Origin of the sequence: Blautia marasmi, from assembly GCF_900258535.1 — a bacterium.
Taxonomy (GTDB): Bacteria; Bacillota; Clostridia; order Lachnospirales; family Lachnospiraceae; genus Blautia; species Blautia hominis.
The window spans coordinates 5,311,893-5,336,314 of record NZ_OIWX01000001.1; the positions used below are offsets into that span (position 1 = coordinate 5,311,893).

21 protein-coding genes and 2 pseudogenes are annotated in these 24,422 nt (G+C 48.3%); 22 read left to right on the forward strand and 1 reads right to left on the reverse strand.

The genetic code is table 11. The annotated features are described in order from the left end of the window. Positions 1 to 162: 162 nt before the first annotated feature. Positions 163 to 1,818, forward strand: a complete 1,656-nt coding sequence (ilvD, locus tag C6P39_RS23265; RefSeq protein WP_104805361.1) for a dihydroxy-acid dehydratase — start codon at positions 163 to 165, stop codon at positions 1,816 to 1,818. Here ilvD and C6P39_RS23270 read toward each other — a convergent pair. Next, positions 1,815 to 2,063, reverse strand: coding sequence for a hypothetical protein (locus C6P39_RS23270; protein ID WP_330407117.1), 249 nt, complete (start codon positions 2,061 to 2,063; stop codon positions 1,815 to 1,817). The two genes, ilvD and C6P39_RS23270, sit on opposite strands and share 4 nt — an antisense overlap. 100 nt (positions 2,064 to 2,163) lie before the next feature. On the opposite strand from C6P39_RS23270, the pseudogene C6P39_RS28570 reads away from it, so the two are divergent. The 21 genes and pseudogenes from C6P39_RS28570 to C6P39_RS23370 all read left to right on the forward strand — a co-directional run. Further along, positions 2,164 to 2,319: pseudogene (locus C6P39_RS28570) on the forward strand (winged helix-turn-helix transcriptional regulator); the annotation flags it as partial. Between the two features lie 369 nt (positions 2,320 to 2,688). Further along, positions 2,689 to 3,225: a DUF2284 domain-containing protein gene (locus C6P39_RS23280; protein WP_095173133.1), complete on the forward strand. Its 537-nt coding sequence runs from the start codon at positions 2,689 to 2,691 to the stop codon at positions 3,223 to 3,225. Between the two features lie 267 nt (positions 3,226 to 3,492). Then, positions 3,493 to 3,768 carry a YabP/YqfC family sporulation protein gene (locus C6P39_RS23285; protein WP_104805363.1) on the forward strand — a complete coding sequence of 92 codons (276 nt, stop codon included), beginning with the start codon at positions 3,493 to 3,495 and terminating at the stop codon, positions 3,766 to 3,768. Positions 3,769 to 3,788: 20 nt separating this feature from the next. After that, positions 3,789 to 5,021 carry a sporulation protein YqfD gene (locus C6P39_RS23290; protein ID WP_104805364.1) on the forward strand — a complete coding sequence of 411 codons (1,233 nt, stop codon included), beginning with the start codon at positions 3,789 to 3,791 and terminating at the stop codon, positions 5,019 to 5,021. 188 nt (positions 5,022 to 5,209) lie between these two features. Beyond that, positions 5,210 to 5,614 carry an ACT domain-containing protein gene (locus C6P39_RS23295; RefSeq protein ID WP_095173131.1) on the forward strand — a complete coding sequence of 135 codons (405 nt, stop codon included), beginning with the start codon at positions 5,210 to 5,212 and terminating at the stop codon, positions 5,612 to 5,614. Positions 5,615 to 6,002: 388 nt separating this feature from the next. Further along, positions 6,003 to 7,007, forward strand: coding sequence for a PhoH family protein (locus C6P39_RS23300; protein ID WP_330397266.1), 1,005 nt, complete (start codon positions 6,003 to 6,005; stop codon positions 7,005 to 7,007). 42 nt (positions 7,008 to 7,049) lie between these two features. After that, positions 7,050 to 7,544 carry an rRNA maturation RNase YbeY gene (ybeY, locus tag C6P39_RS23305; RefSeq protein WP_104805365.1) on the forward strand — a complete coding sequence of 165 codons (495 nt, stop codon included), beginning with the start codon at positions 7,050 to 7,052 and terminating at the stop codon, positions 7,542 to 7,544. 221 nt (positions 7,545 to 7,765) lie between these two features. Then, positions 7,766 to 8,200: pseudogene (locus tag C6P39_RS28800) on the forward strand (DUF3048 N-terminal domain-containing protein); the annotation flags it as partial. A 57-nt stretch (positions 8,201 to 8,257) separates the two neighbouring features. Next, the gene (locus tag C6P39_RS28805; RefSeq protein ID WP_408608524.1) at positions 8,258 to 8,809 is read left to right on the forward strand and encodes a DUF3048 C-terminal domain-containing protein; all 552 of its coding nucleotides are present in this window, start codon (positions 8,258 to 8,260) and stop codon (positions 8,807 to 8,809) included. Between the two features lie 114 nt (positions 8,810 to 8,923). Then, entirely contained in the window at positions 8,924 to 9,415 is a 492-nt protein-coding gene (locus tag C6P39_RS23315) for a hypothetical protein (RefSeq protein ID WP_104805367.1), read from the forward strand. A 75-nt stretch (positions 9,416 to 9,490) separates the two neighbouring features. After that, on the forward strand, positions 9,491 to 10,333 hold the full coding sequence (gene proB, locus C6P39_RS23320) for a glutamate 5-kinase (protein WP_104805368.1): 843 nt from the start codon (positions 9,491 to 9,493) through the stop codon (positions 10,331 to 10,333). Between the two features lie 39 nt (positions 10,334 to 10,372). Beyond that, positions 10,373 to 10,594, forward strand: coding sequence for a DUF896 domain-containing protein (locus tag C6P39_RS23325; RefSeq protein WP_065541721.1), 222 nt, complete (start codon positions 10,373 to 10,375; stop codon positions 10,592 to 10,594). A gap of 270 nt (positions 10,595 to 10,864) precedes the next feature. After that, positions 10,865 to 12,322, forward strand: coding sequence for a tRNA (N6-isopentenyl adenosine(37)-C2)-methylthiotransferase MiaB (gene miaB, locus C6P39_RS23330; protein ID WP_104805369.1), 1,458 nt, complete (start codon positions 10,865 to 10,867; stop codon positions 12,320 to 12,322). 6 nt (positions 12,323 to 12,328) lie between these two features. After that, positions 12,329 to 15,004 carry a DNA mismatch repair protein MutS gene (gene mutS / locus C6P39_RS23335; protein WP_095173115.1) on the forward strand — a complete coding sequence of 892 codons (2,676 nt, stop codon included), beginning with the start codon at positions 12,329 to 12,331 and terminating at the stop codon, positions 15,002 to 15,004. Beyond that, complete coding sequence (gene mutL, locus C6P39_RS23340) at positions 14,998 to 17,484, forward strand: DNA mismatch repair endonuclease MutL (protein WP_242987116.1); 2,487 nt, start codon at positions 14,998 to 15,000, stop codon at positions 17,482 to 17,484. Before mutS ends, mutL begins: the two co-directional genes overlap by 7 nt. Positions 17,485 to 17,493: 9 nt before the next feature. Continuing rightward, on the forward strand, positions 17,494 to 18,438 hold the full coding sequence (miaA, locus tag C6P39_RS23345) for a tRNA (adenosine(37)-N6)-dimethylallyltransferase MiaA (protein ID WP_104805370.1): 945 nt from the start codon (positions 17,494 to 17,496) through the stop codon (positions 18,436 to 18,438). Then, positions 18,438 to 19,736: a methionine gamma-lyase family protein gene (locus tag C6P39_RS23350; RefSeq protein ID WP_095173113.1), complete on the forward strand. Its 1,299-nt coding sequence runs from the start codon at positions 18,438 to 18,440 to the stop codon at positions 19,734 to 19,736. The genes miaA and C6P39_RS23350 overlap by 1 nt, the downstream gene beginning before the upstream one ends. A 4-nt stretch (positions 19,737 to 19,740) precedes the next feature. Next, a complete protein-coding gene (locus C6P39_RS23355; RefSeq protein ID WP_104805371.1) occupies positions 19,741 to 20,940 on the forward strand; it encodes a BaiN/RdsA family NAD(P)/FAD-dependent oxidoreductase in 1,200 nt (399 codons plus the stop codon). A 22-nt stretch (positions 20,941 to 20,962) separates the two neighbouring features. Next, entirely contained in the window at positions 20,963 to 22,555 is a 1,593-nt protein-coding gene (locus tag C6P39_RS23360) for an NAD(P)/FAD-dependent oxidoreductase (RefSeq protein ID WP_104805372.1), read from the forward strand. A gap of 96 nt (positions 22,556 to 22,651) precedes the next feature. Next, a complete protein-coding gene (gene radC / locus C6P39_RS23365) occupies positions 22,652 to 23,350 on the forward strand; it encodes a RadC family protein (protein WP_095173110.1) in 699 nt (232 codons plus the stop codon). A gap of 62 nt (positions 23,351 to 23,412) precedes the next feature. Beyond that, positions 23,413 to 24,405: a rod shape-determining protein gene (locus tag C6P39_RS23370; RefSeq protein ID WP_095173109.1), complete on the forward strand. Its 993-nt coding sequence runs from the start codon at positions 23,413 to 23,415 to the stop codon at positions 24,403 to 24,405. Positions 24,406 to 24,422: the final 17 nt, after the last annotated feature.

Consider the following 24,422-nt stretch of genomic DNA (forward strand, 5'->3'; position numbering starts at 1 on the left):
GAAAAAAGAGTTTATCAGGCGGTACAGCATACGGTTGCTGTACCGTTTTTTACGCTTTGCAAAAGACTTACTTTGTTATATTTTTTATATGAGCATACATCTATATTGACAGTATACAACTAATGCGATATAATACAGGAAAATCAAGTAGGAGGTAAGTTTATGCGCAGTGACAGAATCAAAAAAGGAGTGGATGCCGCTCCGCAAAGAGCGTTGCTCTATGCACTTGGCCTGACAGACTATGAGCTGGAGAAACCGCTGATTGGAATTGTAAGCTCACAAAATGAGATCGTCCCGGGACATATGAATCTTGACAAGGTGGTGGCGGCTGTCAAACAGGGCGTTTCCGAGGCAGGCGGCGTCCCGGTTGTATTTCCTGCCATTGCGGTGTGTGATGGGATCGCAATGGGCCATGAAGGGATGAGATACTCCCTGGTAACCAGAGAACTAATCGCAGATTCCACCGAAGCTATGGCCATGGCACACCCTTTTGACGGCCTTGTCATGGTGCCAAACTGTGACAAAAATGTCCCCGGCCTTCTCATGGCAGCGGCTCGTCTGAATATCCCTGCTGTTTTTGTGAGCGGAGGTCCCATGCTTGCCGGTATTTACGGGAAAGAGAGGATCAGCTATTCCACTGTATCGGAGGCTGTCAGTTCCTTCAAAACAGGCAGAACAGATACGGATACTCTCTGTGCTTACGAAAAAAAGGCCTGTCCCACCTGTGGTTCCTGTTCCGGTATGTTCACCGCCAACAGTATGAACTGTCTGACCGAAGTCCTGGGAATGGCTCTTCCGGGAAACGGCACCATTCCCGCTGTCTACAGTGCAAGGCTGCGTCTTGCGAAAGAGACCGGACGAAAGATCATGGAACTTGTAAGGAACGATGTAAAGCCCAGAGACATTATGGTGAGAGAGGCATTCGAGAATGCCCTGACCATTGATATGGCGCTGGGATGCAGTACAAACAGTATGCTTCATCTTCCGGCCATTGCCCATGAATGCGAGATCGAGATCGACCTTGATATGGCCAATGACATTTCTAAGAAGACACCCAATCTGTGCCACCTGGCCCCCGCCGGTAATCATTTTATAGAAGAGCTGGAGGAGGCAGGAGGGATTCCCGCTGTGATGAACGAGATCAGTAAGAAAAATCTCCTTCACACGGAGCTGCTCACATGTACGGGGAAAACCATAAAAGAAAATATCAGTGGATGTGAAATAAAGAATACGGACATTATCCGCACAGCCGGACATCCCTACAGTTTCCAGGGCGGTATTGCTGTCTTAAAAGGAAACCTGGCTCCTGAGGGATGTGTGGTAAAAAGATCTGCCGTTGACGAGAAAATGATGCAGCACACGGGAAAAGCCCGTGTTTTTGACGGGGAGGAGGCCGCCCTTTCTGCGATCAATACCGGAAAAATCCATGCAGGCGATGTCGTTATCATCCGCTATGAAGGTCCCAAAGGCGGCCCGGGAATGCGGGAAATGCTCAATCCCACCTCCGCCATAATGGGAAGCGGCCTTGGCGACAAAGTAGCACTGATCACGGACGGAAGGTTCTCCGGTGCCACCAGAGGCGCCGCCATCGGCCATGTATCCCCGGAAGCTGCAGACGGAGGAACTATCGGTCTGATCCAAGAGGGAGATATGATTGAAATTGACATCCCAAACTGTAAGATCAATGTCCTGCTTTCGGATGAGGAACTGGCTCTTAGAAAGGCCGGTTGGAAACCAAAAGAAAAGACATTAAAGGGATATCTGAAAAGATACGCGAAAAGTGTCTCCTCAGGCAGCAGAGGAGCAGTCCTAAACTAATCAACATACAAATTCTTTCCAAATTCAAAGGCTTCCTTTAAATATTTCGTGTTTTGTATCTGCGGTTTGCCGTTTGTGTCTCCGCAGCCGCCTGCCAGTAATGTGCCTTTGTCATGAAAACCGATATAATTTATCATGGTAAGATTATAATAGGAAACAGCCTGCCGGAAAGTCCAGAAATAGTCATCCGCTGAGGTCATAAGCAGTGCGCAGTCACGGACGGGATATTTTTCATAACGTCCCAATGGCGGGTCATCCTCCTGTTCGGCAATACAGTAAAACCTTTCAATAAATGCCTTTATTTTAGAAGAAATAGTCCAAAAGTACAGGGGCGAAGCAAATGTCCAGCTAAAAGAAATGGAGGCAGACGGTCTCATAATCCGCAAAGAGTATCCTCAAATACCGCCCAAAGTGGAATACAGTCTTTCGGATAAAGGGCGTTCCCTGCTTCCGATCATGGAAGCAATGTGCCAATGGGGAACTGAGAACAGCAGTACCTGAATCTTACTTGTCATGCAGCAGGGCTATGACGGCTGTCTCATTTTCCAGGCCGTCATAATCCCCGGTAAGCTTTCCATAATGATGATACTGCATCTTTGTCTGCATAACAGGCCAGCAGCCCGGCCGCATCCTCCTTCCTTACCAGCCTAAGCTTAAAAGACCTCGTCTCATAGACTGGACACGTTACAAATGGTGATTCTCTGTGCATGAGCCATCCCTTCTTTCTTTTATTCCTTTGTTTTCAGGCACAATATCTCCTGCATTTCATTATACCAGAAAATCAAAAGCCGCGTTGCCATTATACGACATTTCCTGTATAATAAAACACAAATGAATGAGGAAATAAGAGAGAAAGAAGAGGATTTACCAATGATATCACATGAAAGATTGGAAGCGTTCATCTGCCAGTATCCGGTTTATCAATATGCCTTTTTCAGCCCGGAAGAGATTGAGTTTTCCTACCGTGTCAGATGGATCTGTGAAAAAGAGTGTGAACGCTTCAACACGACCTGGGCCTGCCCGCCTGCTGTCGGGAGCGTAGAAGAGTGCAAACACCGCTGTCTAGCCTACAAAGAATGTTTCCTGTTCTCCACTATAGCGGAAGTTACTGATGTCATTAACTTTGACGAGACCCTGTCCACCCGCAAAGAACACGAAAATATTACAGCCGCCATCGAGCAGTTCATCAACTCCCAGGGTTGTGAATGCATGGCCCTTTCTACCGAATCCTGTGACATCTGTGAAGCCTGCACCTACCCATCCGCCCCCTGCCGTTTTCCGGGAAAGATGCATCCCTGCGTGGAAAGCCACGGCATCATCGTCAGTGAACTGGCTGAAAAATACCAACTTGACTTCACCTTGTCCCCTACCCAAATCCTCTGGTTCGGCATCATATTCATAAAATGACCCATATCCCCCACGCACCTGCGCCAGTCACTTGGTGAAGATCCCACTGTCGATATACTTAGAATGGCAGCAGGTTAGCTTCGGGACAGGCGAACGCTTCGCTCACCCAGTATCCGCGCCCCTGGACCTTCCGGCTTATTCCCCGTCCCCTTTGCTTTCCGGGTCATTCCCCGTCCTCGTTACCTTCATCATTCCCCCTCCCCCTTTGTCATCATTTCCCCCCTCTTCGCATACTCATAATAGTAAGACATCACCCCGGAGACCCCCATGCGCAAAAAATCCACCCCCATCACCGGCCGCATCGCCGACTCCCTCCAAATTCCCAAAGACCTGGCATACCGGGAAGCCATCTTCACCATGACCGGCTCCAGGGAGCTTTTTATAGAGAATTACAAATGCATCCGCCAATACGAGGACACCTGCATTGTCCTTCTCACCAAACACGATGCTATAAAAATAGAGGGAACCCACCTCACCATTGACTACTACACCAACGAGGAAATGAAGATCACGGGAAGCATCTGTTGTGTTTCCTTTCTATAAGAAAATGGGAGGTAACAAAGTTGAAGGCTTGGAATTATTACTGTAAAGGCTATGTCCGCATCCGGCTGCAGAGCGGCGGCCCGGAACGTTTCCTGAATATGTGTGCCCACCATAACATCCCCATCTGGGATTTGCAGAACCGCGGCGGTTTTTATGAGATGAATGTAAGCATTTCCGGATTCTACCAGATGAAGCCCATATGCCGAAAGACCGGTTCCCGTGTGAAGATCATAAAAAAATACGGACTGCCCTTCTTTTTTTACCGCAACAAAAAAAGAAAGGCATTTTTTATCGGCATTTTAGCGGGTTTTTGCCTGCTGATGGTATTATCCCAGCATATCTGGAATATTCATGTGGAGGGCAACCGCCACAACAGCACCCAGACCATACTCAATTATCTGGATGAGATCCAAATCCATCACGGCATATTAAAAAAGAATGTGGACTGCTCTTACATAGCGGAACAGATGCGTAAGGAATTTCCTGATATCACCTGGGTTTCCGCAAAAATATCCGGTACACGGCTCATTTTGGAAGTCAAAGAAAATGCCACGGCAAACAAGATGATCAAACAGACAGAAGAGAATCCCAGCAGTATAATTGCCGGAAAATCAGGCACCATTGTTTCCATGATCACCAGAAAGGGCACACCGTGCAAAAAGGTGGGGGAAACCTGCGAAAAGGGTGAGACACTGGTATCCGGAAGAGTGGATATCATGAATGACAGTAAAGAAGTGGTGGGGTATGAATATACGGAATCTGACGCAGATATTTACATTCAGTCACAGATGCAGTATTACCATGAATTTAATATGCACTTCCAAAAAAATGTCTATACCGGAGAAGCCAAAAAAGGCCCGGTTCTGCAGTTTGGAGATTACGTGATCAACCTAAAAGGAAAAAACCGCTTTGACCAGTTTGATACAGTGACAAAACTACATCAGGTGCGAGTGACCGAAAATTTCCGCCTTCCCATTTTTTATGGGAGCTGTATAGATTACGAGAGTGTCACAAAGCCCTACAAATATACAAAGGAAGGCGCGGAAAAGAAAGCGCAGGAACAGCTTGACCTCCTGCTGGAAACACTGCGTGAAAAAGAAGTCCGGATAGAAGCAAACAATGTAAAGATCCAGGTCCTGGACGATGTCTGTGTGGCAAAAGGACAATTGACCATCATAGAAAGATCCACAGAAAAACAACCTGTGGAGATACTGGAACAGCCCGCACAAACTACAGAGGAAACCGAAGAATGAATCTGCCCCCGACAGCCTGCCTCAGCTGCCGGGGACACTTCCGGGGTGTTTTTGCGTTTTCGGCTTTTCTGAAATAGGTTGACAGAACGGTGAGACAGAACATATACTTGTGTTAGATTTTTGTAACTGTGGCGGTACCAAACAGTTACGATTTTACTAACATAAGTTAATTTTCAGGAGGGGAATCTATGCTTAAGCAAATATCTATATTCGCAGAAAACAAAAAAGGAATGCTGCAGTCAGTCACCGGTATCCTTGCAAGAGAAAACATTAATATTATGGGGTCTGTCACCAACGACAGTGCCGAATACGGCATTATCCGCATGGTGGTCTCTGACCCGCAAAGGGCACTTGATGCACTTTCAAAAGAGGGCTTTATCTGCCGTGACACAGATGTTCTGGGTGTGGAGCTGGATGATAACCCCGGTGCTTTGGACAGGCTTTTGATATCATTACTGGACAGCAACATCAATGTGGACTATCTCTATCTTTCTTTCAACCGCAGTTCAGGAATGCCTATTATGATCCTTCATGTAGACTGCATCAGCGAAGTAAAAAACTGCCTGCAGGCCAAGGGACACTGTGTCCTGTAATTCTTTTTCTGCTCTGCTGCGTCCCCTTCTTACACAATACGAGGGGGCTGCCCCGCAGAGCGTCAGCGCATTTCTAGATCACACACAGGTATAAAACCATCGTCCGGTGCCTGATACTGTACACAGGCCACTGCACCAGGCGTTTTCATGCCGGAAGCATGAAGATCCCGAGGCAGCCAGCGCGGTATGGGGCAGAATGTTCCATATCTGTGCATCGCGAAGCATGTTACCGGACACGGGGCGGACAGTAACCGATGCCATAATCTCAAATGTATCCCTTATAATAATATAGATCAGATCAGAATGTCCGGGGCTTGAAAAAGCCTGTAAGTTGCAGTATAATTTAGTCTGGGTTTTTGTATGATACAGGAAAGTGAGGAGAATTTATTTGCAGGAGCAGGAACTAGAATTTACACTAGATCAGCAGATGGATGTTTTCGGTGTTCAAGACAGCAATGCCAAGCTCATTGAAAACGCCCTGTCTGTTTCAATAAACGCCAGAAACTCTCACGTTGAGATTCTCGGAGAAACGGAGTCTGCGGTACAGAGTGCAGTGCGCACACTCAAATCCCTTCGTGACATTCATGACAGGAAAGAAAAGATTGACGGGGATGTGGTTTACCGTGTGCTGGAATCCATTCAGGCAGGGGAGATTGAGGAGACCATGAAGGCCATGTCTGATGTCATTGTCCTTGCGCACAGAAACCGGCCCATCAAATGCAAGACCATCGGACAGAAGAACTATGCCAGGGCCTTGAAGGAAAACACAGTGAACATCTGTATCGGTCCTGCCGGTACCGGCAAGACATACCTGGCAGTTGCCCAGGCTGTTGCAGATTTAAAAAACGGAAATATTGAGCGCATAATCATGAGCCGTCCGGCAATTGAAGCCGGTGAGGAACGTCTGGGCTTTCTTCCCGGAGATTTATCCCAGAAGGTGGACCCCTATCTTCGTCCTCTCTATGATGCCCTCAACGACATCCTGGGAAATGAGCAGGTTCAGAAATATCTGGAGCGGGGAACCATAGAAATTGCACCTCTGGCCTACATGCGGGGAAGAACCCTCAACAGGGCCAGCATAATAATAGATGAAAGTCAAAATGCTTCCCTCTCAACGCTTAAAATGGCCCTGACCAGACTGGGCGAGGGTTCCAAAATGGTGCTGACCGGGGATGTGACACAGATCGATCTTCCAAAGATCACAGAATCGGGCCTGGAAAAATGTGCCGCAATTCTGGGTTCCATTGATGGAATCGGTATTGTGCGCCTGAACAACCGGGATGTGGTCAGAAACCGGCTTGTAAAGGATATTGTCAAGGCATTTGAAAAAGCAGAGGCTGATAAAAAACCGGGACAATCCGGCAGACCGCAGCATAGCCGCAGAAATAAATAAAGCAGAAATAATTACAAAAGCGAATAATGGGGAGGAAAATGTATGACACTGAATATTGACAAGGAGTATCCCGGGGATATGGAGTTTGATTATGAAACCATTGCCCGGCAGGTTGTGGAAGCTGCTCTGGATTCTGAGAACTGCCCTTATGAGGCGGAGGTGAGCCTGGTCCTCACTACAGATGAGGATATCCATAGAACGAACCGGGAATTCCGGGAGATAGACAGGGTAACGGATGTGTTGTCCTTCCCCATGCTGGATTATGATACACCGGGGGATTTCTCCTTTGCGGAGGAGTCCGGGGATGCGTTCCATCCTGAGACAGGGGAGCTGATTTTAGGGGATATTATGATCGCAGTGCCAAGGATGCTGGAACAGGCTGACCGGTACGGACATGGAGCTGTACGGGAGTTTGCGTTTCTGGTCGCCCATAGTATGCTGCATCTGATGGGCTATGACCATATGTCAGAACAAGAGGCTGCTGTCATGGAAGCAAAACAGGAATCCATCCTTGATGAACTGGGCATCCGCAGATAAGAATTTGGAGGAAGATTATGAGAACAAAAAAATATCTCACATGGCTGCTGGTTGGAGCCGTCTGTGCATCCACGCTGCTTGCAGGCTGTGGGAAAAAGAAAGAGGTTGAGAAAAAAGAGGTTCCGCAGGAGACAGTTGAGGAGCCGGAAGAAAAAGAAGAAGCCAAGGAAATTGTCCTGCAGCCAAAAGAGCCGGAGACAGAACAGATTCCGGAAGGTATGATGAAGAGCTACCTGACAGGGGAGTATGTAAGCCCTGCCATAGGCCAGAGAAGGCCTGTGGCTGTTATGCTGAACAACATCCAGGCAGCCGTTCCCCAGGCGGGGATCGCCAACGCCGGTGTGGTATATGAGGCACCTGTGGAGGGCGGCATCACCAGGCTTATGGGTATTTTTGAAGATTATGACAATCTGGAAAAAATTGGTTCCGTGAGAAGCTGCAGAGATTATTATATCTTCTACGCAATGGAGTTTGAAGCTCTCTATGCCCATTATGGACAGGCAGCTTACGCGCTTCCTTACCTGGAGATTCCGGAAGTCAATAATTTAAGCGGCCTTTCCGGTTATGGGGCAGAGGTTTATTACCGCACCACAGACCGGGTGGCACCCCACAATGCTTACACTAGTTTTGCGGGACTGCAGAAGGGAATAGAGATCAATGGCTACAGCCAGGAGTATTCTGCGGATTACAAAGGGCATTTCCAGTTCGCATGGGTGGGCAAAGAGGCTGCTCCGGCAGGAGGGACCCCGGCAACCACCATAAAACCCGGCTATTCTGTAAATGCCCCCTGGTTTGACTATAATGCGGAGGAAAAACTCTATTACCGTTTTCAGTATGGAGAACCGCAGATTGATGAGCTGACAAGCGGACAACTTGCCTACAAAAATGTGATCCTGCAGTATTGTCCCTGGGAAAATTATGAGGACAGCGCTTATCTGCACATTAATGTCATGTCCGGCGGCAGCGGTAAATATATCTCAGAAGGCCAGGCCATTGATATTACCTGGAAAAAGGATTCCGAATGGGCGCCAACCCACTACTACGACGCAAACGGCAATGAAATTACGCTGAACCCGGGAAAAACCTGGATCTGCATTATTCAGGATACCAATGCGGATCAGGTGGAGATCACAGGCCCGGAGCCGGCAGCACCGGAAGCGGCAGAAAATCCCGACCTGGCAGCAGACCAGGACGCGGTGCAGGGAGCAGAAAACTTGGCGGAGACACCGGAAGATACCGGTGCAGAGGCGGCTCCTGCCCAATAAGCGGGAAATCTTTTGAGAGCTTTTGAAAATGCAGGGAATAACTGAATAAAGTGGAAAAAAAGGCCGATACTAATATTCATAGAGAGTTTATATGAATAAAGGAGTGATTCTTTCATGAAAAGAATTTTTTATAGTATCGGCCTTGTCTTTGCCATTTTTTTCCTGAGCTGTGGGTTTTTCCTGAGTTATCAGCTCTCCTCTTTAAGAGACCGGATGAACCGCCTGGAGCAGGAGAGTGCCTTGATGGGAAAACAGGTTTCCGCCAACCCGTTTTCCAGAGACAGTGATTATGTTTTTGAATCTTTTAATTCCGAGACAGGCAAACTGGTGAAGGAACGCTATCGGGTATCCTCCTACGCAGACGATCAGGTGGTACTGAGACAGGAGCTGGGGGACGTATCCGCGTCCGATGAAGAGACCCGCTACTGTATCCGTATGGAAAACGGCAGCCTGGTGGTTTACCTGGAGGATGGAAAGGAAGTCTTTGAATACACAGATATTCCCCTTGAGGCCCTGCCAAGCCAAGAGCAGGCTGAAGTCCTGGGCGGCAAGGAGATTGTGGGGACAGATGAGCTTTACAGTTTTCTTGAGAATTATTCCAGCTAAAGAAAAAGCCCCTCTGGACGAACCCCAAAAAATGGTGTAATATAAGAGGACATGAAAACTATGGAGTGATCAACAATGAACTTAAGAGAAAAATTAAAAGATAAAAAAAGAGTAGTGGTAAAAATTGGCTCCTCCTCCCTGACACATGAGGAGACAGGCCGTTTGAACCTGACAAAAATGGAAATTCTGGTCAGGGAACTGGCAGATCTTCATAACCAGGGCAAGGATGTGATCGTAGTGTCTTCCGGTGCCATCGCTGTGGGAAGAAGTGCCATGGGCATTCGCAGACGTCCTGAGGAGCTGGCCGAAAAGCAGGCTTGTGCTGCTGTGGGGCAGGCCAGGCTTATGATGATCTATCAGAAGCTTTTTGCAGAATACAATCAGACAGCTGCCCAGGTGCTCATGACAAAATACACCATGATCAATGGAGCCACCAGAGACAATGCCATAAATACCTTCAATAAGCTGTTTGATATGGGGGCAATCCCTATTGTAAATGAGAACGACACCATCTCCACGGATGAAATTGAATTTGGTGACAATGATACCCTTTCCGCACTGGTAGCCGCTTTGGTGGACGCCGATATGCTGATCCTGCTGTCTGATATTGACGGGCTCTTTACCGATGACCCCAATCAGAACCCAGACGCCAAATTTATTGACGTGGTGGAGAAGATAGACAGCCATCTGGAGAAAATGGCAAAGGGCAGCACAGGAAGTTCTGTAGGTACCGGAGGCATGGCGACAAAACTGACAGCCGCCCACATAGCAACCAGCGCAGGCGCTGATATGGTGATCGCCAACGGAGAGGATTTCCATGTGATACATAAGATCATGCAGGGAAGAAACCATGGCACTTTATTTTTATCAGACAAAAAAGAAGAGTTCTATCTGGATGATATCATCCAAAAGCTCTGATGCCGCCCCTTGAAGAACAAGATAGGAGGAGATATTTACATGAACCAGGAACAAATAGACAGAATCAACGAACTTGCCAGAAAGTCTAAAGTTACAGAGCTGACACCGGAGGAGAAAGAGGAGCAGAAAAGGCTCCGTACAGAGTACATTGCCACTATCCGCATGAATATGCGTTCCCAGCTGGACAACATTGATATCCAGGAAAAAGACGGCACAGTCACGAACCTCGGTCAAAAATACGGACTCAAAACAAAACATTAATTTTATAAGAAAAGAACACAGGAAAAGGTTGGGTGTATGACAAGATTTGATACATTCCGACCTTTTTTCTATTCTGTTACGATATTATGTAAATTTTAATGATTGAAAATTAAAATCCGTTATAGTAAAATAGGTCTGAATGTTTTGATGATAAAATCGAGGTGACTATTCAGCAGCCAAGCAAGAATCCCATGGCCAAAGGCGATTCTGCATGGATTTTGCCTGTAACGTTGAGGGTGCTGAACAGTTGCAAATTGGAAAGGATATGGAATGAATCAGGAAAATTTGGAAGAAATTCTGGGAAATATAGATATAAGCGGTGAAGCGCCGGTCCTTGAACCGGACCGCCAATATTATTTCATGAAAAAAGCACGGACTCTTGTGAAGGAAAAAAGCGAAGCTCTGGGGAGGCCCCTGACTTTCTGTGTAAATACTTTCGGCTGTCAGATGAACGCCAGGGATTCCGAAAAACTGGTTGGCGTGCTGGAAAATATCGGATATGTGGAAAAACAGGATGAGGATGCAGACTTTGTCATTTTCAATACCTGTACAGTCCGGGAAAATGCCAACCACCGTGTATACGGCCGCCTTGGCCAGCTTCACGCAAAGAAAAAGAAAAATCCCCATATGATGATCGCCCTCTGCGGCTGCATGATGCAGGAGGCTCACGTGGTGGAGAAGCTGAAAAAAAGCTATTCTTTTGTCAATCTGATATTTGGCACACACAATATTTATAAGTTCTCAGAGCTGATCGTAAGTGCCCTCACTTCTGACCGTATGGTCATTGACATTTGGAAAGATACCGATAAGATTGTGGAGGATCTGCCTGCGGAGCGGAAGTATTCCTTCAAATCCGGTGTCAATATTATGTTCGGATGCAATAATTTCTGCAGCTACTGCATTGTACCCTATGTGCGCGGCCGGGAGAGAAGCCGAAGTCCAAAAGATATTGTAAGAGAGATTGAACAGCTTGTAGCTGACGGTGTGGTGGAGGTTATGCTTTTGGGCCAGAATGTAAATTCTTACGGCAAAAATCTGGAAGAACCTATGACGTTCGCCGGTCTTTTGCAGGAAATCGAAAAGATAGAAGGGCTTCGCCGCATCCGCTTCATGACATCCCATCCAAAAGATCTGTCGGATGAGCTGATCGAAGTCATGAAGAACAGCAAAAAAATCTGCAAGCATCTCCATCTGCCTCTTCAGTCAGGCAGCAGCCGAATCTTAAAACGAATGAACCGAAGATATGACAAGGAGCAGTATCTGGCCCTTGTGGAAAAGATCCGCGCCGCTGTGCCGGATATTTCCCTTACCACGGACATTATCGTAGGATTTCCCGGTGAGACGGAGGAGGATTTTCTGGAGACCATGGATGTGGTGGAAAAGGTCCGCTATGACAGCGCCTTTACCTTCATCTATTCCAAGAGGACCGGAACGCCTGCCGCTGTCATGGAAGACCAGATTTCCGAGGAAGACGTAAAAGACCGCTTTGACCGGCTGCTTAAAAGGGTACAGGTCATAGGCAGGGAGATGTCGTCCAGAGATACGGGGACCGTACAGGAGGTTCTTGTGGAAGAACAGAATGAACACGATAAATCTCTTATGACAGGAAGACTTTCCAACAACACACTGGTGCATTTTCCGGGCGATGCCTCTTTGGTCGGAAGCCTGGTTCAGGTGCATCTTGATGAATGCAGAGGATTTTATTACATGGGTACGAAAGTAGGATGACAATATATGGGACTTACATTTAAAGACGTGGATGTGACATCACTCTCACCAATGATGCAGCACTACGTGAAGACAAAAGAAGAAAATAAAGACTGTATCATATTTTACCGCCTGGGCGACTTTTACGAGATGTTTTTTGACGATGCTGTCACCACATCCCGTGAACTGGAACTGACCCTGACCGGTAAGGACTGCGGACTTACGGAGCGTGCGCCTATGTGCGGCGTTCCCTATCACGCGGCGGAAGTCTACATAAACCGTTTGGTCGCAAAGGGCTACAAAGTGGCTATCTGTGAACAGATGGAGGACCCCAAAGAAGCCAAGGGCATGGTCAGAAGAGAGGTTATCCGTGTGGTCACACCGGGAACCAACTTAAATACCCAGGCTCTTGACGAGACAAAAAACAACTATATTATGGCAGTGGTCTATCTGTCTAACCGTTTCGGCATTGCCATCGCTGATGTGACCACCGGTGATTTTATGGTGACAGAGGTGGATAAGATAAGAACGCTCCTGGACGAGGTATACAAATTCTCCCCGGCGGAAATCATCTGTAATGAGGCTTTCTGCATGAGTGGTGTGGATCTTGATGAGATCAAGAACCGTTTGAACATCTCTCTGTATCCGCTGGAGAGCTGGTACTTTGATGATGACCTATGCACAAGAACGCTGAAAGAACATTTTCATGTGGGTACCCTGGAGGGGCTGGGTCTGAAAGATTACGAGTGTGCCACTATCGGGGCAGGTGCTCTTTTAACCTACCTGCTGGAGACGCAGAAGAATTCCCTGGAGCATATGCGCGCCATCACGCCATACATTACGGACCGTTTTATGGTGATCGACAGTTCCTCCAGACGGAATCTGGAACTGACGGAAGCCCTTCGGGAGAAAGTAAAACGCGGCTCTCTTTTATGGGTGCTGGATAAGACAAAGACCGCCATGGGAGCCAGAATGCTGCGTTCCTTTATTGAGCAGCCTCTCATTGACGAAGATGCCATCAACCGGCGCCTGGACGCTCTGGAAGAGATCAATTCCAGGGAAATGGACCGGGAGGAGATCAGGGAATACTTAAATCCCATTTACGATATGGAGCGTCTCATTGGACGTGTCAGCTATCAGTCAGCCAATCCAAGGGATATGATCTCCTTCAAATCCTCCATCTCCATGATCCCCTATATCAAACAGCTTGTCAAAAGCTTTTCCACGGAAGAGATGCAGTGTATTTATGATGATATGGATGATCTGAGGGATCTGTATACGCTTCTGGAGTCTGCCATTGTGGAGGAACCGCCGCTTGCCATGAAAGAGGGCGGGATCATCAAAGACGGTTATAATGAAAATGTGGACCATTTCCGGGAGGCTAAGACAAAGGGGAAATCCTGGCTGGCCGAGCTGGAAGCCCAGGAGAGGGAAAAAACCGGTATCCGCAATCTGAAAATTAAATACAACAAGGTTTTCGGCTACTATCTTGAGGTCACAAATTCCTTCAAAGATATGGTGCCGGATTACTATACAAGAAAACAGACGCTTACCAATGCGGAGCGCTATATTACGCCCAGGCTGAAAGAACTGGAAGATATGATCCTGGGTGCAGAGGATAAACTCTACGCTTTGGAATACGAGCTTTTTGTAAACGTAAGAAATACTATTTCCAGAGAGGTGGAGCGTATCCAGCGGACCGCCAAGGCTGTAGCCAAGCTGGATACCTATATTTCCCTGGCTTTGGTGGCTTCCAGGAATAATTTTGTCCGTCCGAAGATCAACACCAAAGGAATCATCGACATCAAAAACGGACGCCATCCGGTGGTGGAAAAAATGATCCCCAATGATATGTTTATCCCAAACGACACGTATCTGGACAACAATAAGAACCGGGTATCCGTCATCACAGGACCAAACATGGCAGGTAAATCGACTTATATGCGGCAGACAGCCCTGATCGTCCTGATGGCACAGATTGGTTCTTTTGTTCCGGCGGAGAAAGCAAACATCGGCATTGCAGACCGGATCTTCACCCGCGTGGGAGCCTCCGACGATCTGGCAAGCGGCCAGAGTACCTTTATGGTGGAGATGACGGAGGTAGCTAATATCCTGCGCAATGCCACAGCCAGAAGCCTTTTGATCCTGGATGAGATTGGACGCGGTACCAGTACCTTTGACGGTCTCTCCATTGCATGGGCAGTCATTGAGTATATCAGTAACACAAAGATATTGGGTGCAAAGACACTTTTTGCCACCCATTATCATGAGCTGACTGAGCTGGAGGGAAAACTGGCCGGTGTGAACAATTACTGTATTGCCGTGAAAGAGCGGGGAGATGACATTGTCTTTCTGCGCAAAATCGTAAAAGGCGGAGCGGATAAGAGCTACGGCATTCAGGTGGCAAAACTGGCCGGTGTGCCGGATATTGTCATAGAGCGGGCAAAAGAACTGGTTGAGGAACTGGTCAGTGCTGACATCACGGCAGCAGTGAAGGATATTGCATCGGAAAACAAAAAGACCAAGACAAAACCTCAGGTACATTTGGACGAATTGGATTTGGAGCAGATTTCCCTGTTTGATACGGTAAAAGATGACGATGTGCTGGAGGAACTGAAAAATATTGATGTTTCTAATTTGACGCCAATTGACGCATTGAACACAATTTATAAACTTCAGAACAAGCTGAAGAACAGATGGTGACAGAATTGAGAAAAATTGCTGTTTTAGATCAGAATACCATAGATAAGATAGCGGCAGGTGAGGTGGTGGAACGCCCCGCCTCTGTGGTAAAGGAGCTGGTGGAAAATGCCATTGACGCCGGTTCCACAGCCATTACCGTGGAGATCAAAGAGGGCGGCATCTCCTTCATACGTGTGACCGACAACGGCGGCGGCATGATGAAGGAACAGGTGCCCTTGGCTTTTCTGCGCCATGCCACCAGTAAGATTGAGAAGGTGGAGGACCTGATGATGATCTCCTCTTTGGGATTTCGCGGGGAGGCGTTATCGAGCATTGCCGCCGTTGGGCAGGTAGAGCTAATAACAAAGACCCCGGAAGCCCTTACCGGGATACGTTATCTCATAGAAGGCGGAAAAGAAAAATCTCTGGAAGAAATCGGAGCACCCTGCGGTACTACCATTATTGTAAGAAATTTATTTTTCAACACACCGGTCCGGGCAAAATTTTTAAAGACAGCCATGACGGAGGCGGGATATGTGAGTACCTACATGGAACAGCTTGCCTTGTCCCACCAGGATATATCTTTTAAATACATGGTAAACGGACAGACAAAGCTCCACAGTTCCGGCAATGCCAGCCTGAAGGATGTCATCTATGGCATTTACGGAAGAGATATTGCCAGGGAACTGGCTGGGGTAACATATGAGAAAAACGGCATTTCCATAGAGGGATTCGCAGGAAAGCCTGTCATTGCCCGCGGAAACAGGACCTTTGAGAATTATTATATTAACGGCAGATATGTAAAAAGCAAGGTGATCATGAAAGCCATAGAGGACGCTTACAAACCTTATATGATGCAGCATAAATATCCGTTCGTCTGCCTGCAGTACAATATCCAGGGAGATGAAATAGATGTTAATGTGCACCCCACCAAAATGGAAGTGCGGTTTCAGAACCAGCAGGCTGTCTATCAGGCCACCTATGAAGCGCTTACCTCTGTACTGGCCCACAGGGAACTGATCCCTGATATTGAACTGGTCCGGGAGAAGGAGAAAGAAACTTCAGAAAAAAACGGCAGAAAAACTGCCGGCCCGGAACCCTTTGAGCAGAGACGCAGAGCAGGCCTGTTTCATACAAATCAGCAGAGTGCCGGGAACCTTCTCCCACAGCAGGCGCGCCCTCTCCATACTTCCCAGATACAGCGGGCAGAGCAGTTTGACGTACAGCAAGCACAACGGCCGGAGCAGATTAATGCACAGCAGAAGCAGCAGACAGAGCTTTATAACGCACAGCAAGCACAGCGGTCAGAACAGTATAACGCACAGCAAGTACAGCGGCCAGAACAGTATAACGCACAACAGGAGCAGCAGACAGAACAGTATAACGCACAGCAGACGCAGCAGATAGAGCAGTATAACGTACAGCAATCACAGCGGCCAGAGCAAATTAGCGCACAGCAGAAGCAACAGACAGAGCAGTATAACGTACAGCAACCACAGCGGTCAGAGCAGATTAACGCACCGCAGACGCAGCAGCCCGGGCATATTGCAGAGGAGAGCACCCCATATAAATATGACAGCGCTTCCGAAACATCCGCGTCAAAGTCTGGGATAGGGCCGAACTCTGAGATTCCGGAAAACGGAAATCCGATTGGTGTACACCCGGCAGTCATAAGACCTGTTTCCGGCGAAAAGATACAGCCGTCCAAGGACAATGCCGTGGCAGATACCAGCTCTTTTTCTGCTCCTAGCGTTCAGGCTGTCAAAAGCAGTCCTTTTCCCGCTCCGGACATTCAGCCTGCCAAATACAGTAATTCAGACGCCCCGGCCAATCCCGGTGAAGATACATCCCAGGATACCGTTATACTGAAGAACACCCAGCAGATGGAGCTTTTTGACGACAAGCTACTGTCAAAAAAAGCCAGACAGCACCACCGCATCATCGGACAGCTCTTTGACACATACTGGCTGGTGGAATACGATGAAAAGTTTTACATCATTGACCAGCACGCTGCCCATGAAAAAGTGCTCTATGAGCGCTTCATGAAAGAGTTTGAACAGCGGGAAATCATTTCCCAGATGGTAAGCCCGCCGGAGATCATTGCTCTTAGCCTTCAGGAGGCAGCTCTTTTGAAAGAACAGATGGAGATATTTGAACAGTTCGGTTTTGAAATATCCTCCTTCGGCGGAAAGGAATACAGTATCAGCGCGGTTCCGGCTAACCTGTACGGCGTCACGGTCCAGGAACTGTTCATTGAAATCCTGGACAGCCTGGAATCCGAGGGCAGAAATAAGACGCCTGAACTGATCACCCACAGAATTGCCACAGCTGCCTGTAAAGCCGCTGTAAAAGGCAATCAGATGCTCTCCGTTTTGGAAGCTGACAAACTGATCGACGAACTTCTGGGCCTTGAAAATCCCTATCACTGCCCACATGGGAGACCCACCATTGTCTCCATGACAAAATACGAACTGGAAAAGAAATTTAAACGGATTGTGTAGGTGAAAGACTTGAAACAACCTTTGATCATATTGACCGGGCCTACTGCGGTGGGCAAGACCCGCCTGTCCATATCACTGGCTCACGCAGTAGACGGGGAGATCATCTCGGCGGATTCCATGCAGGTATACCGCCATATGGACATCGGCTCTGCCAAGATCACGAAAGAGGAGATGGACGGTGTTCCGCATTATCTCATTGATGTGTTGGACCCTGAAGAAGAATTCCATGTGGTCAGATTCCAGCAGATGGCAAAAGAAGCTATGGCACAAATTTACGCAAAAGGAAAAATCCCCATCCTGACAGGCGGCACGGGTTTTTACATCCAGGCTGTGGCAAAAGACATTGATTTTTCCGAGGATACGGAAAAAAGCCCGGTAAGACAACGGCTGGAGCAGGAGGCACAGGAATATGGCCCCGCCCGGATGCACCGGCGCCTCCGGGAAACAGACCCGGTCTCAGCGGAAAAGATACACGAGAACAACATAAAACGAGTCATACGCGCTCTTGAATATTATGAACTGACAGGGGAGCCTATTTCCAAGCACAATGAGCGGGAGGCAGAAAAAGTTTCCCCCTACAACACCGCTTACTTTGTCTTGAACGATGACAGGGAAAAACTATATGCCCGCATTGACCGACGGGTGGATGAAATGCTGGACGCAGGCCTTATACCGGAAGTCCGGAGACTGAAAGACATGGGTTACAACAAAAATATGGTTTCCATGCAGGGCCTTGGCTACAAGGAAATCCTATCCTGGCTGGATGGAGAAATTTCCCTGGAGGAGGCAGTTTATATCCTAAAAAGAGACACACGCCATTTTGCCAAGCGGCAGCTCACCTGGTTCCGCAGGGAAAAGGACGTTATCTGGGTAAATAAACCGGAATTCTCCTATGACGAGGATGCCATTTTAAAATACATGCTGAAAATATGTAAGGAAAGAGGAATTTTGTGATGCAGGAAATGAATGCAATGTACCGCCAGCTTGGGATCAGCAGTGAGGTACTGGCATATGGAAATAAAATAGAAAAAGAACTGAAGGAGCGTTTTGCCGCCATCGACGAAAATGCAGAATACAACCAGATGAAAGTGATTCTGGCTATGCAGAAAAACAAAGTCAGTGAGGCGTGTCTCTATGCATCCAGCGGATACGGATACAATGATCTGGGAAGAGATACCCTGGAAGATGTATATGCTGACGCTTTTCACGCGGAAGCCGCACTGGTCCGGCCCCAGATAGCCTGCGGTACCCATGCACTAGCGGTAGCCCTGTCCGGCAATCTGCGGCCCGGCGATGAATTGTTTTCCCCCGTGGGCAAACCATATGACACTTTGGAGGAGGTGATCGGCATCCGTCCGTCCAGAGGTTCCCTGGCAGAATACGGGGTTACCTACAGACAGACCGATTTGCTTCCCGACGGCAGCTTTGACTATGATAACATAAAAAAAGCCATAAACGAAAAGACAAAACTGGTTACCATTCAGCGCTCCAAAGGCTATCAGACACGTCCCACACTGTCCGTAAAACGAATCGGAGAACTGATCGCTTTCGTGAAACATATCAAACCGGATGTCATCTGCATGGTTGACAACTGTTACGGAGAATTCGTTGAGACCGTGGAACCCACGGACGTGGGAGCGGATCTGATCGTAGGCTCCCTCATTAAAAATCCCGGCGGCGGCCTGGCTCCCATCGGCGGCTATATTGTGGGGAAAAAGGAATATGTGGAAAATGCCGCTTACCGCCTTACCTCCCCCGGCCTTGGAAAGGAAGTAGGTGCCACTTTGGGGGTGAACCAGTCCTTTTTCCAGGGGTTCTTTCTGGCCCCTACCGTAGTAGCAGGTGCGCTGAAAGGCGCCGTATTTGCAGCTAATATTTATGAGCGTCTTGGCTTCGGGGTGGTTCCAAACGGAACGGAAAGCCGTCATGATATCATCCAGGCAGTCACTTTCGGCGTGCCGGAAGGTGTCATTGAATTCTGTAAAGGCATTCAGGCCGCCGCACCGGTGGACAGCTATGTGGAGCCGGAACCGTGGGCCATGCCCGGTTATGACAGTGATGTGATCATGGCAGCAGGCGCCTTTGTGCAGGGTTCTTCCATTGAACTTTCTGCGGACGGTCCCATCAAGCCCCCCTACGCTGTATATTTCCAGGGCGGACTTACCTGGTATCACGCTAAACTGGGAATACTCATGTCCCTGCAAAAACTCATTGATAAAAAAATCGCAGTATTGCCAAAACAGGAGGCATAGATCCATGAACAAAAAAACTGTCTGTATCATTGGCGGAGGCGCTGCCGGACTGGTATCCGCTATCTTTGCCGCAAGAAACCATGCGTCCGTTATCCTGCTGGAACAAAATGAGAAACCCGGAAGAAAACTTCTGGCGACCGGAAACGGCAGATGTAATCTGACCAATACCTTCCAGCAGCCATCCTGCTACCATGGCCGGCACCCGGAATTTGCATGGAAAGTCATACAGCAGTTTCCTATGCAGAAGACAGTGGCATTTTTCTCAAAACTGGGGATCTATACAAAGAACCGGGAGGGGTATCTTTACCCTGCAAGCTTACAGGCCTCCAGTGTCCTGGAAGTTCTGGAAGCGGAAGCGCGCTATCTGAAAGTAAAGATCAAGTGCCGGGAGCAGGTGACGGACATCTGTGCGTGTCCGGACCGGAAACAGGGCAGATGGCAGGTCAAAACCGCAGCCTGGCAGTACAATGCAGACAGTGTGATCATTGCCTGCGGTTCTCCGGCTTCGGAGATTGCAGGTTCCTGCACATCCGGCTATGCCTTTGCCCGGAAACTGGGGCACACTCTGATAAAACCCCTTCCTGCCCTGGTCCCCCTGAACTGTAAAGGCAGTTTTTTCTCCAAATGGTCAGGTGTCCGTGCAGAGGCCTGTGTTTCTCTTGCGGTTGGATATGAGATCTTCCGGGAGGAGAGAGGGGAAGTGCAGCTCACGGAATACGGCGTTTCAGGGATTCCTGTCTTTCAGTTAAGCGGTCATGCGGTACGGCTTCTGGATGAGGGTGTGCCAGTAAGGCTGCTGCTGGATTTTATGCCGGATTTTACAGAGGAATCCCTGGAATCATTTTTAAGGACAAGGCTTGAAAACTGTCCTTATAAAACTTTAAAAGAAAGCCTGGTGGGGCTGTTTCCTAAAAAACTCATAGATGTATTGACCCAGGATAACCGGGATGATATCACGTCCCTGATACAAAAGATCAAATGCCTGGAACTGGATGTCAAAGGTCCCCGCTCATTCAAACAGGCACAGGTATGTTCAGGAGGCGTATCCACAGAGGAGTTATCTCCTGAGACAATGGAATCCTCCCTTCATCCAGGTATCTTCTTTGCCGGGGAAGTGGTGGACACAGACGGTATCTGCGGGGGATATAACCTGCAGTGGGCCTGGTCAAGCGCAGCAGCAGCAGGCACACACGCTGCCTGCTGACAGCACAAAGAAAGGTAGATTTATGCTTACCATACAACAATTAAAACTTCCCGTGTCGCACACAGAGGGCGAACTGGAAAAAAAGATCCTAAAAACATTGAAAATTAAAAAAGAAGAGCTTCTCTCCTGGACGATCCGCAAACAATCTCTGGATGCCAGGAAAAAGCCGGAACTTTTTTTTGTATATACGATTGATGCAGAAGTTAAAAAGGAAAACACGATCTTAAAAAGAGTTGACAATAAAATAGTTATGTCAACAAAGAGGACCTCTTACACGTATCTGCAGCCCGGGAACCTATCCGGGGTTCAGCGGCCCGTGGTGGTGGGCAGCGGTCCGGCAGGTCTTTTCTGCGCCTATTACCTGGCACGGGCAGGTTTATCCCCCCTTGTGATCGAGCGGGGCGATGATGTGGACAACCGAATGGAAAAAGTGCAGTCCTTCTGGGACGGCGGTGTGCTGGACACGGAATCCAATGTACAGTTCGGGGAGGGCGGTGCCGGTACTTTCTCAGACGGAAAACTGAACACCTTGGTCAAAGACCCTGCCGGAAGAAATCTGGAGGTACTCCGCCTATTCGTGGAATGTGGTGCCCCACAGGAAATCCTCTATGTGCAGAAACCTCACCTTGGCACAGATTTGCTGGTAACGATCGTAAAAAATCTCCGGGGCAGGATAGAGGCATTAGGCGGTGAGATCCGCTTCCGAAGTGCCCTGACCGGCATTCATACGGAAAAGGGACAAGTGACAGGCATCGAGATCGATCACAAAGAGCAGCTTTCTGTTTCCTGCCTTGTTCTTGCCATCGGACATAGCGCCAGAGACACTTTTTCTCTTTTAGAAAAAAGCGGATTTTCCATGCAGGCCAAATCCTTTGCAGTAGGTCTGCGCATAGAACATCCCCAGACCCTCATTAACCAGTACCAGTACGGTTTGAAAGAACATGATAAGCTTGGAGCTGCCGCCTATAAGCTGACACACAAGGCAGCGGGCGGACGGGGCGTATACAGCTTTTGTATGTGCCCGGGCGGTTATGTGGTCAATGCATCCTCAGAAAAAAACATGCTGGCAGTCAATGGTATGAGCTATCAGGACCGTGCCTCCCAAAATGCCAACAGTGCCATGATCGTCACCGTAACACCGGAGGATTATGGCAATACCGGCCCGCTCTCCGGCGTGGAATTCCAAAGAGGCCTGGAAAGGACCGCATACCGTCTCGGCGACGGAAATATCCCCCTTCAGCTTTTCGGGGATTTTAAAGAGGACCGCCCAAGTACCGGTCTGGGACTTGTATCGCCCTGCCTGAAAGGTGGATGGGCATTTGCAAATCTTAGAGAGCTTTTTCCTGCATTTATCAGCCATGCCCTGCAGGAGGGGATCACATATTTTGACCGTATAATCCCCGGATTTTCCAGGGACGACGTGCTGCTTACCGGCGTAGAAAGCCGGACCTCCTCCCCGGTGCGTATTGAGAGGAATCCAGAGATGGAGAGCAATATCCGTGGTGTTTATCCCTGCGGGGAAGGCGCCGGATATGCGGGTGGAATCACTTCCGCAGCCATGGATGGATTAAAGATTGGTGAGGCAATTGTGAAAAAAGTGATAAATTTTTGTTAAGCCATATACATCGTTTTTAATCTGTGCTACAATAAAGTCTGCTAAATTTTTTTTATGATGCCCATACCATGCTGAAGAGAGTATGTGGAAGATCATATGAATGACAATAGAAAAATCAAAGAAATACCAAATGAAAACCGGCCATACGAAAAGTGTCTGAAGCTTGGTGCCCAGGCACTTACCGATGAAGAACTGCTGGCAGTGCTTTTGCGCTCCGGCTCAAGCGGAAGCTCCTCACTGGAGCTTGCCGGGGAGGTACTGCACCTTTCCCGGGATAAAGAGGGCCTTCCCGGCCTCAACCAATTGAGTCTCCAGCAGTTAAAAAGTATACGGGGGATTGGAACAGTGAAAGCCGTACAGCTCAAATGCATCGGCGAACTTTCCAAGAGGATTGCGGTCTCTGTGGCAGAAAAGGGTGTTTCTTTTGATCATCCGGCATCCATTGCCAATTTCTACATGGAGCAGCTCCGCCATCAGGAACAGGAGCTGCTGCTTTGTATGATGCTGGACTGCAAAAATCATCGCCTGGGGGAAGAGATCGTTTTTAAGGGGACTGTCAATATGTCCCTGGTAAACCCGCGGGAGATTTTTCTTGCCGCTCTTTCCTATCATGCGGTGGGAATCCTACTGGTTCACAATCATCCAAGCGGAGATCCGTCCCCAAGTCAGGCGGATATTAAAATCACGAAAAGAGTTCAGAGTGCCGGCGCAATGCTCGGCATCCCGCTTCTGGATCACATCATTATCGGAGACTGCCGTTACATAAGCTTCCGGGAGCAGGGGTTATTAGAATAAAGAATAGAAAGAACGCACACACAGTGATTCTTTCCTGGTCATAAATAAAAGGGGAGCACAATATGCCATTTCATAAAACGTTTGGTGTAGATCTAGGCACCAGTATGGTGAAGATCTATTCCTGCCAGCAGGACACCATCTTAACGGAAAAGAACATGATTGCCATCCGGAACGGAAAACAGATTCTGGCTGCCGGCAATGATGCTTATGAGATTTTTGAAAAAAATCCCTCAAATGTCTCGGTCATCACTCCCATGACATTCGGCAAGATTGCAGATATCAACCACACAGAGATGGTTCTGCATTCGCTTTTGGAGAAAGCAGGGGCCGGTACGGTTTTGGGAAACACACTGTATCTTGCAGTTCCTGCAGATTTATCCGAGATAGAAAAGAGGGCCTACTATACGATAGGTAATTCCAGCAGAAAAAATAAAATATATATGGTAGACAAGACCATTGCCGACGCGGTAGCTCTCGGCATACCTATTAACAAAACAAAAGGCTCCATGGTCGTGAACATCGGGGCACAGAGCTGTGAGATCTCTGTCATTGAAAAGGGCCGGGTGGTTCTGAGTAAGATCGTGGAGATCGGCGGCAAGCAGCTCAATGAATCCATACAGAACATGGTGCGCCGCCGGTGTAATCTGAACATAGGCAGCCGTACGGCCAGGCGCCTGAAATTTTCCCTGGCTTATCTGAAGGAAGATAAAAAAGAGGCCCGGAAAGTGGTGGGTGTGGACAGTCTGACCGGACTGCCCCAGGAGGGAGTCGTGTCCTCCAGAATGGTCTATGAGGCCATATTGGAGCCCCTTGGCACCATCTGTGAGGAAATACGCTTTTTTCTGGAGCGTACACCGCCCCAGATCCGGCAGAATATTTCCAGGGAAGGCATCAATCTCACCGGAGGCACTACAAAGATCCCTGATATCGAATGGTTCATAAGCAGCCAAACAGGGCAGAAGGTCTGTCTGTCACGTTTCTATGACCTGTGTACCATATACGGACTCAAAGAGATCATAGGAAGCAAGTCTCTCAGAAAATGGGTAAAACAATAGAGAGCGGAAGGAAGCCA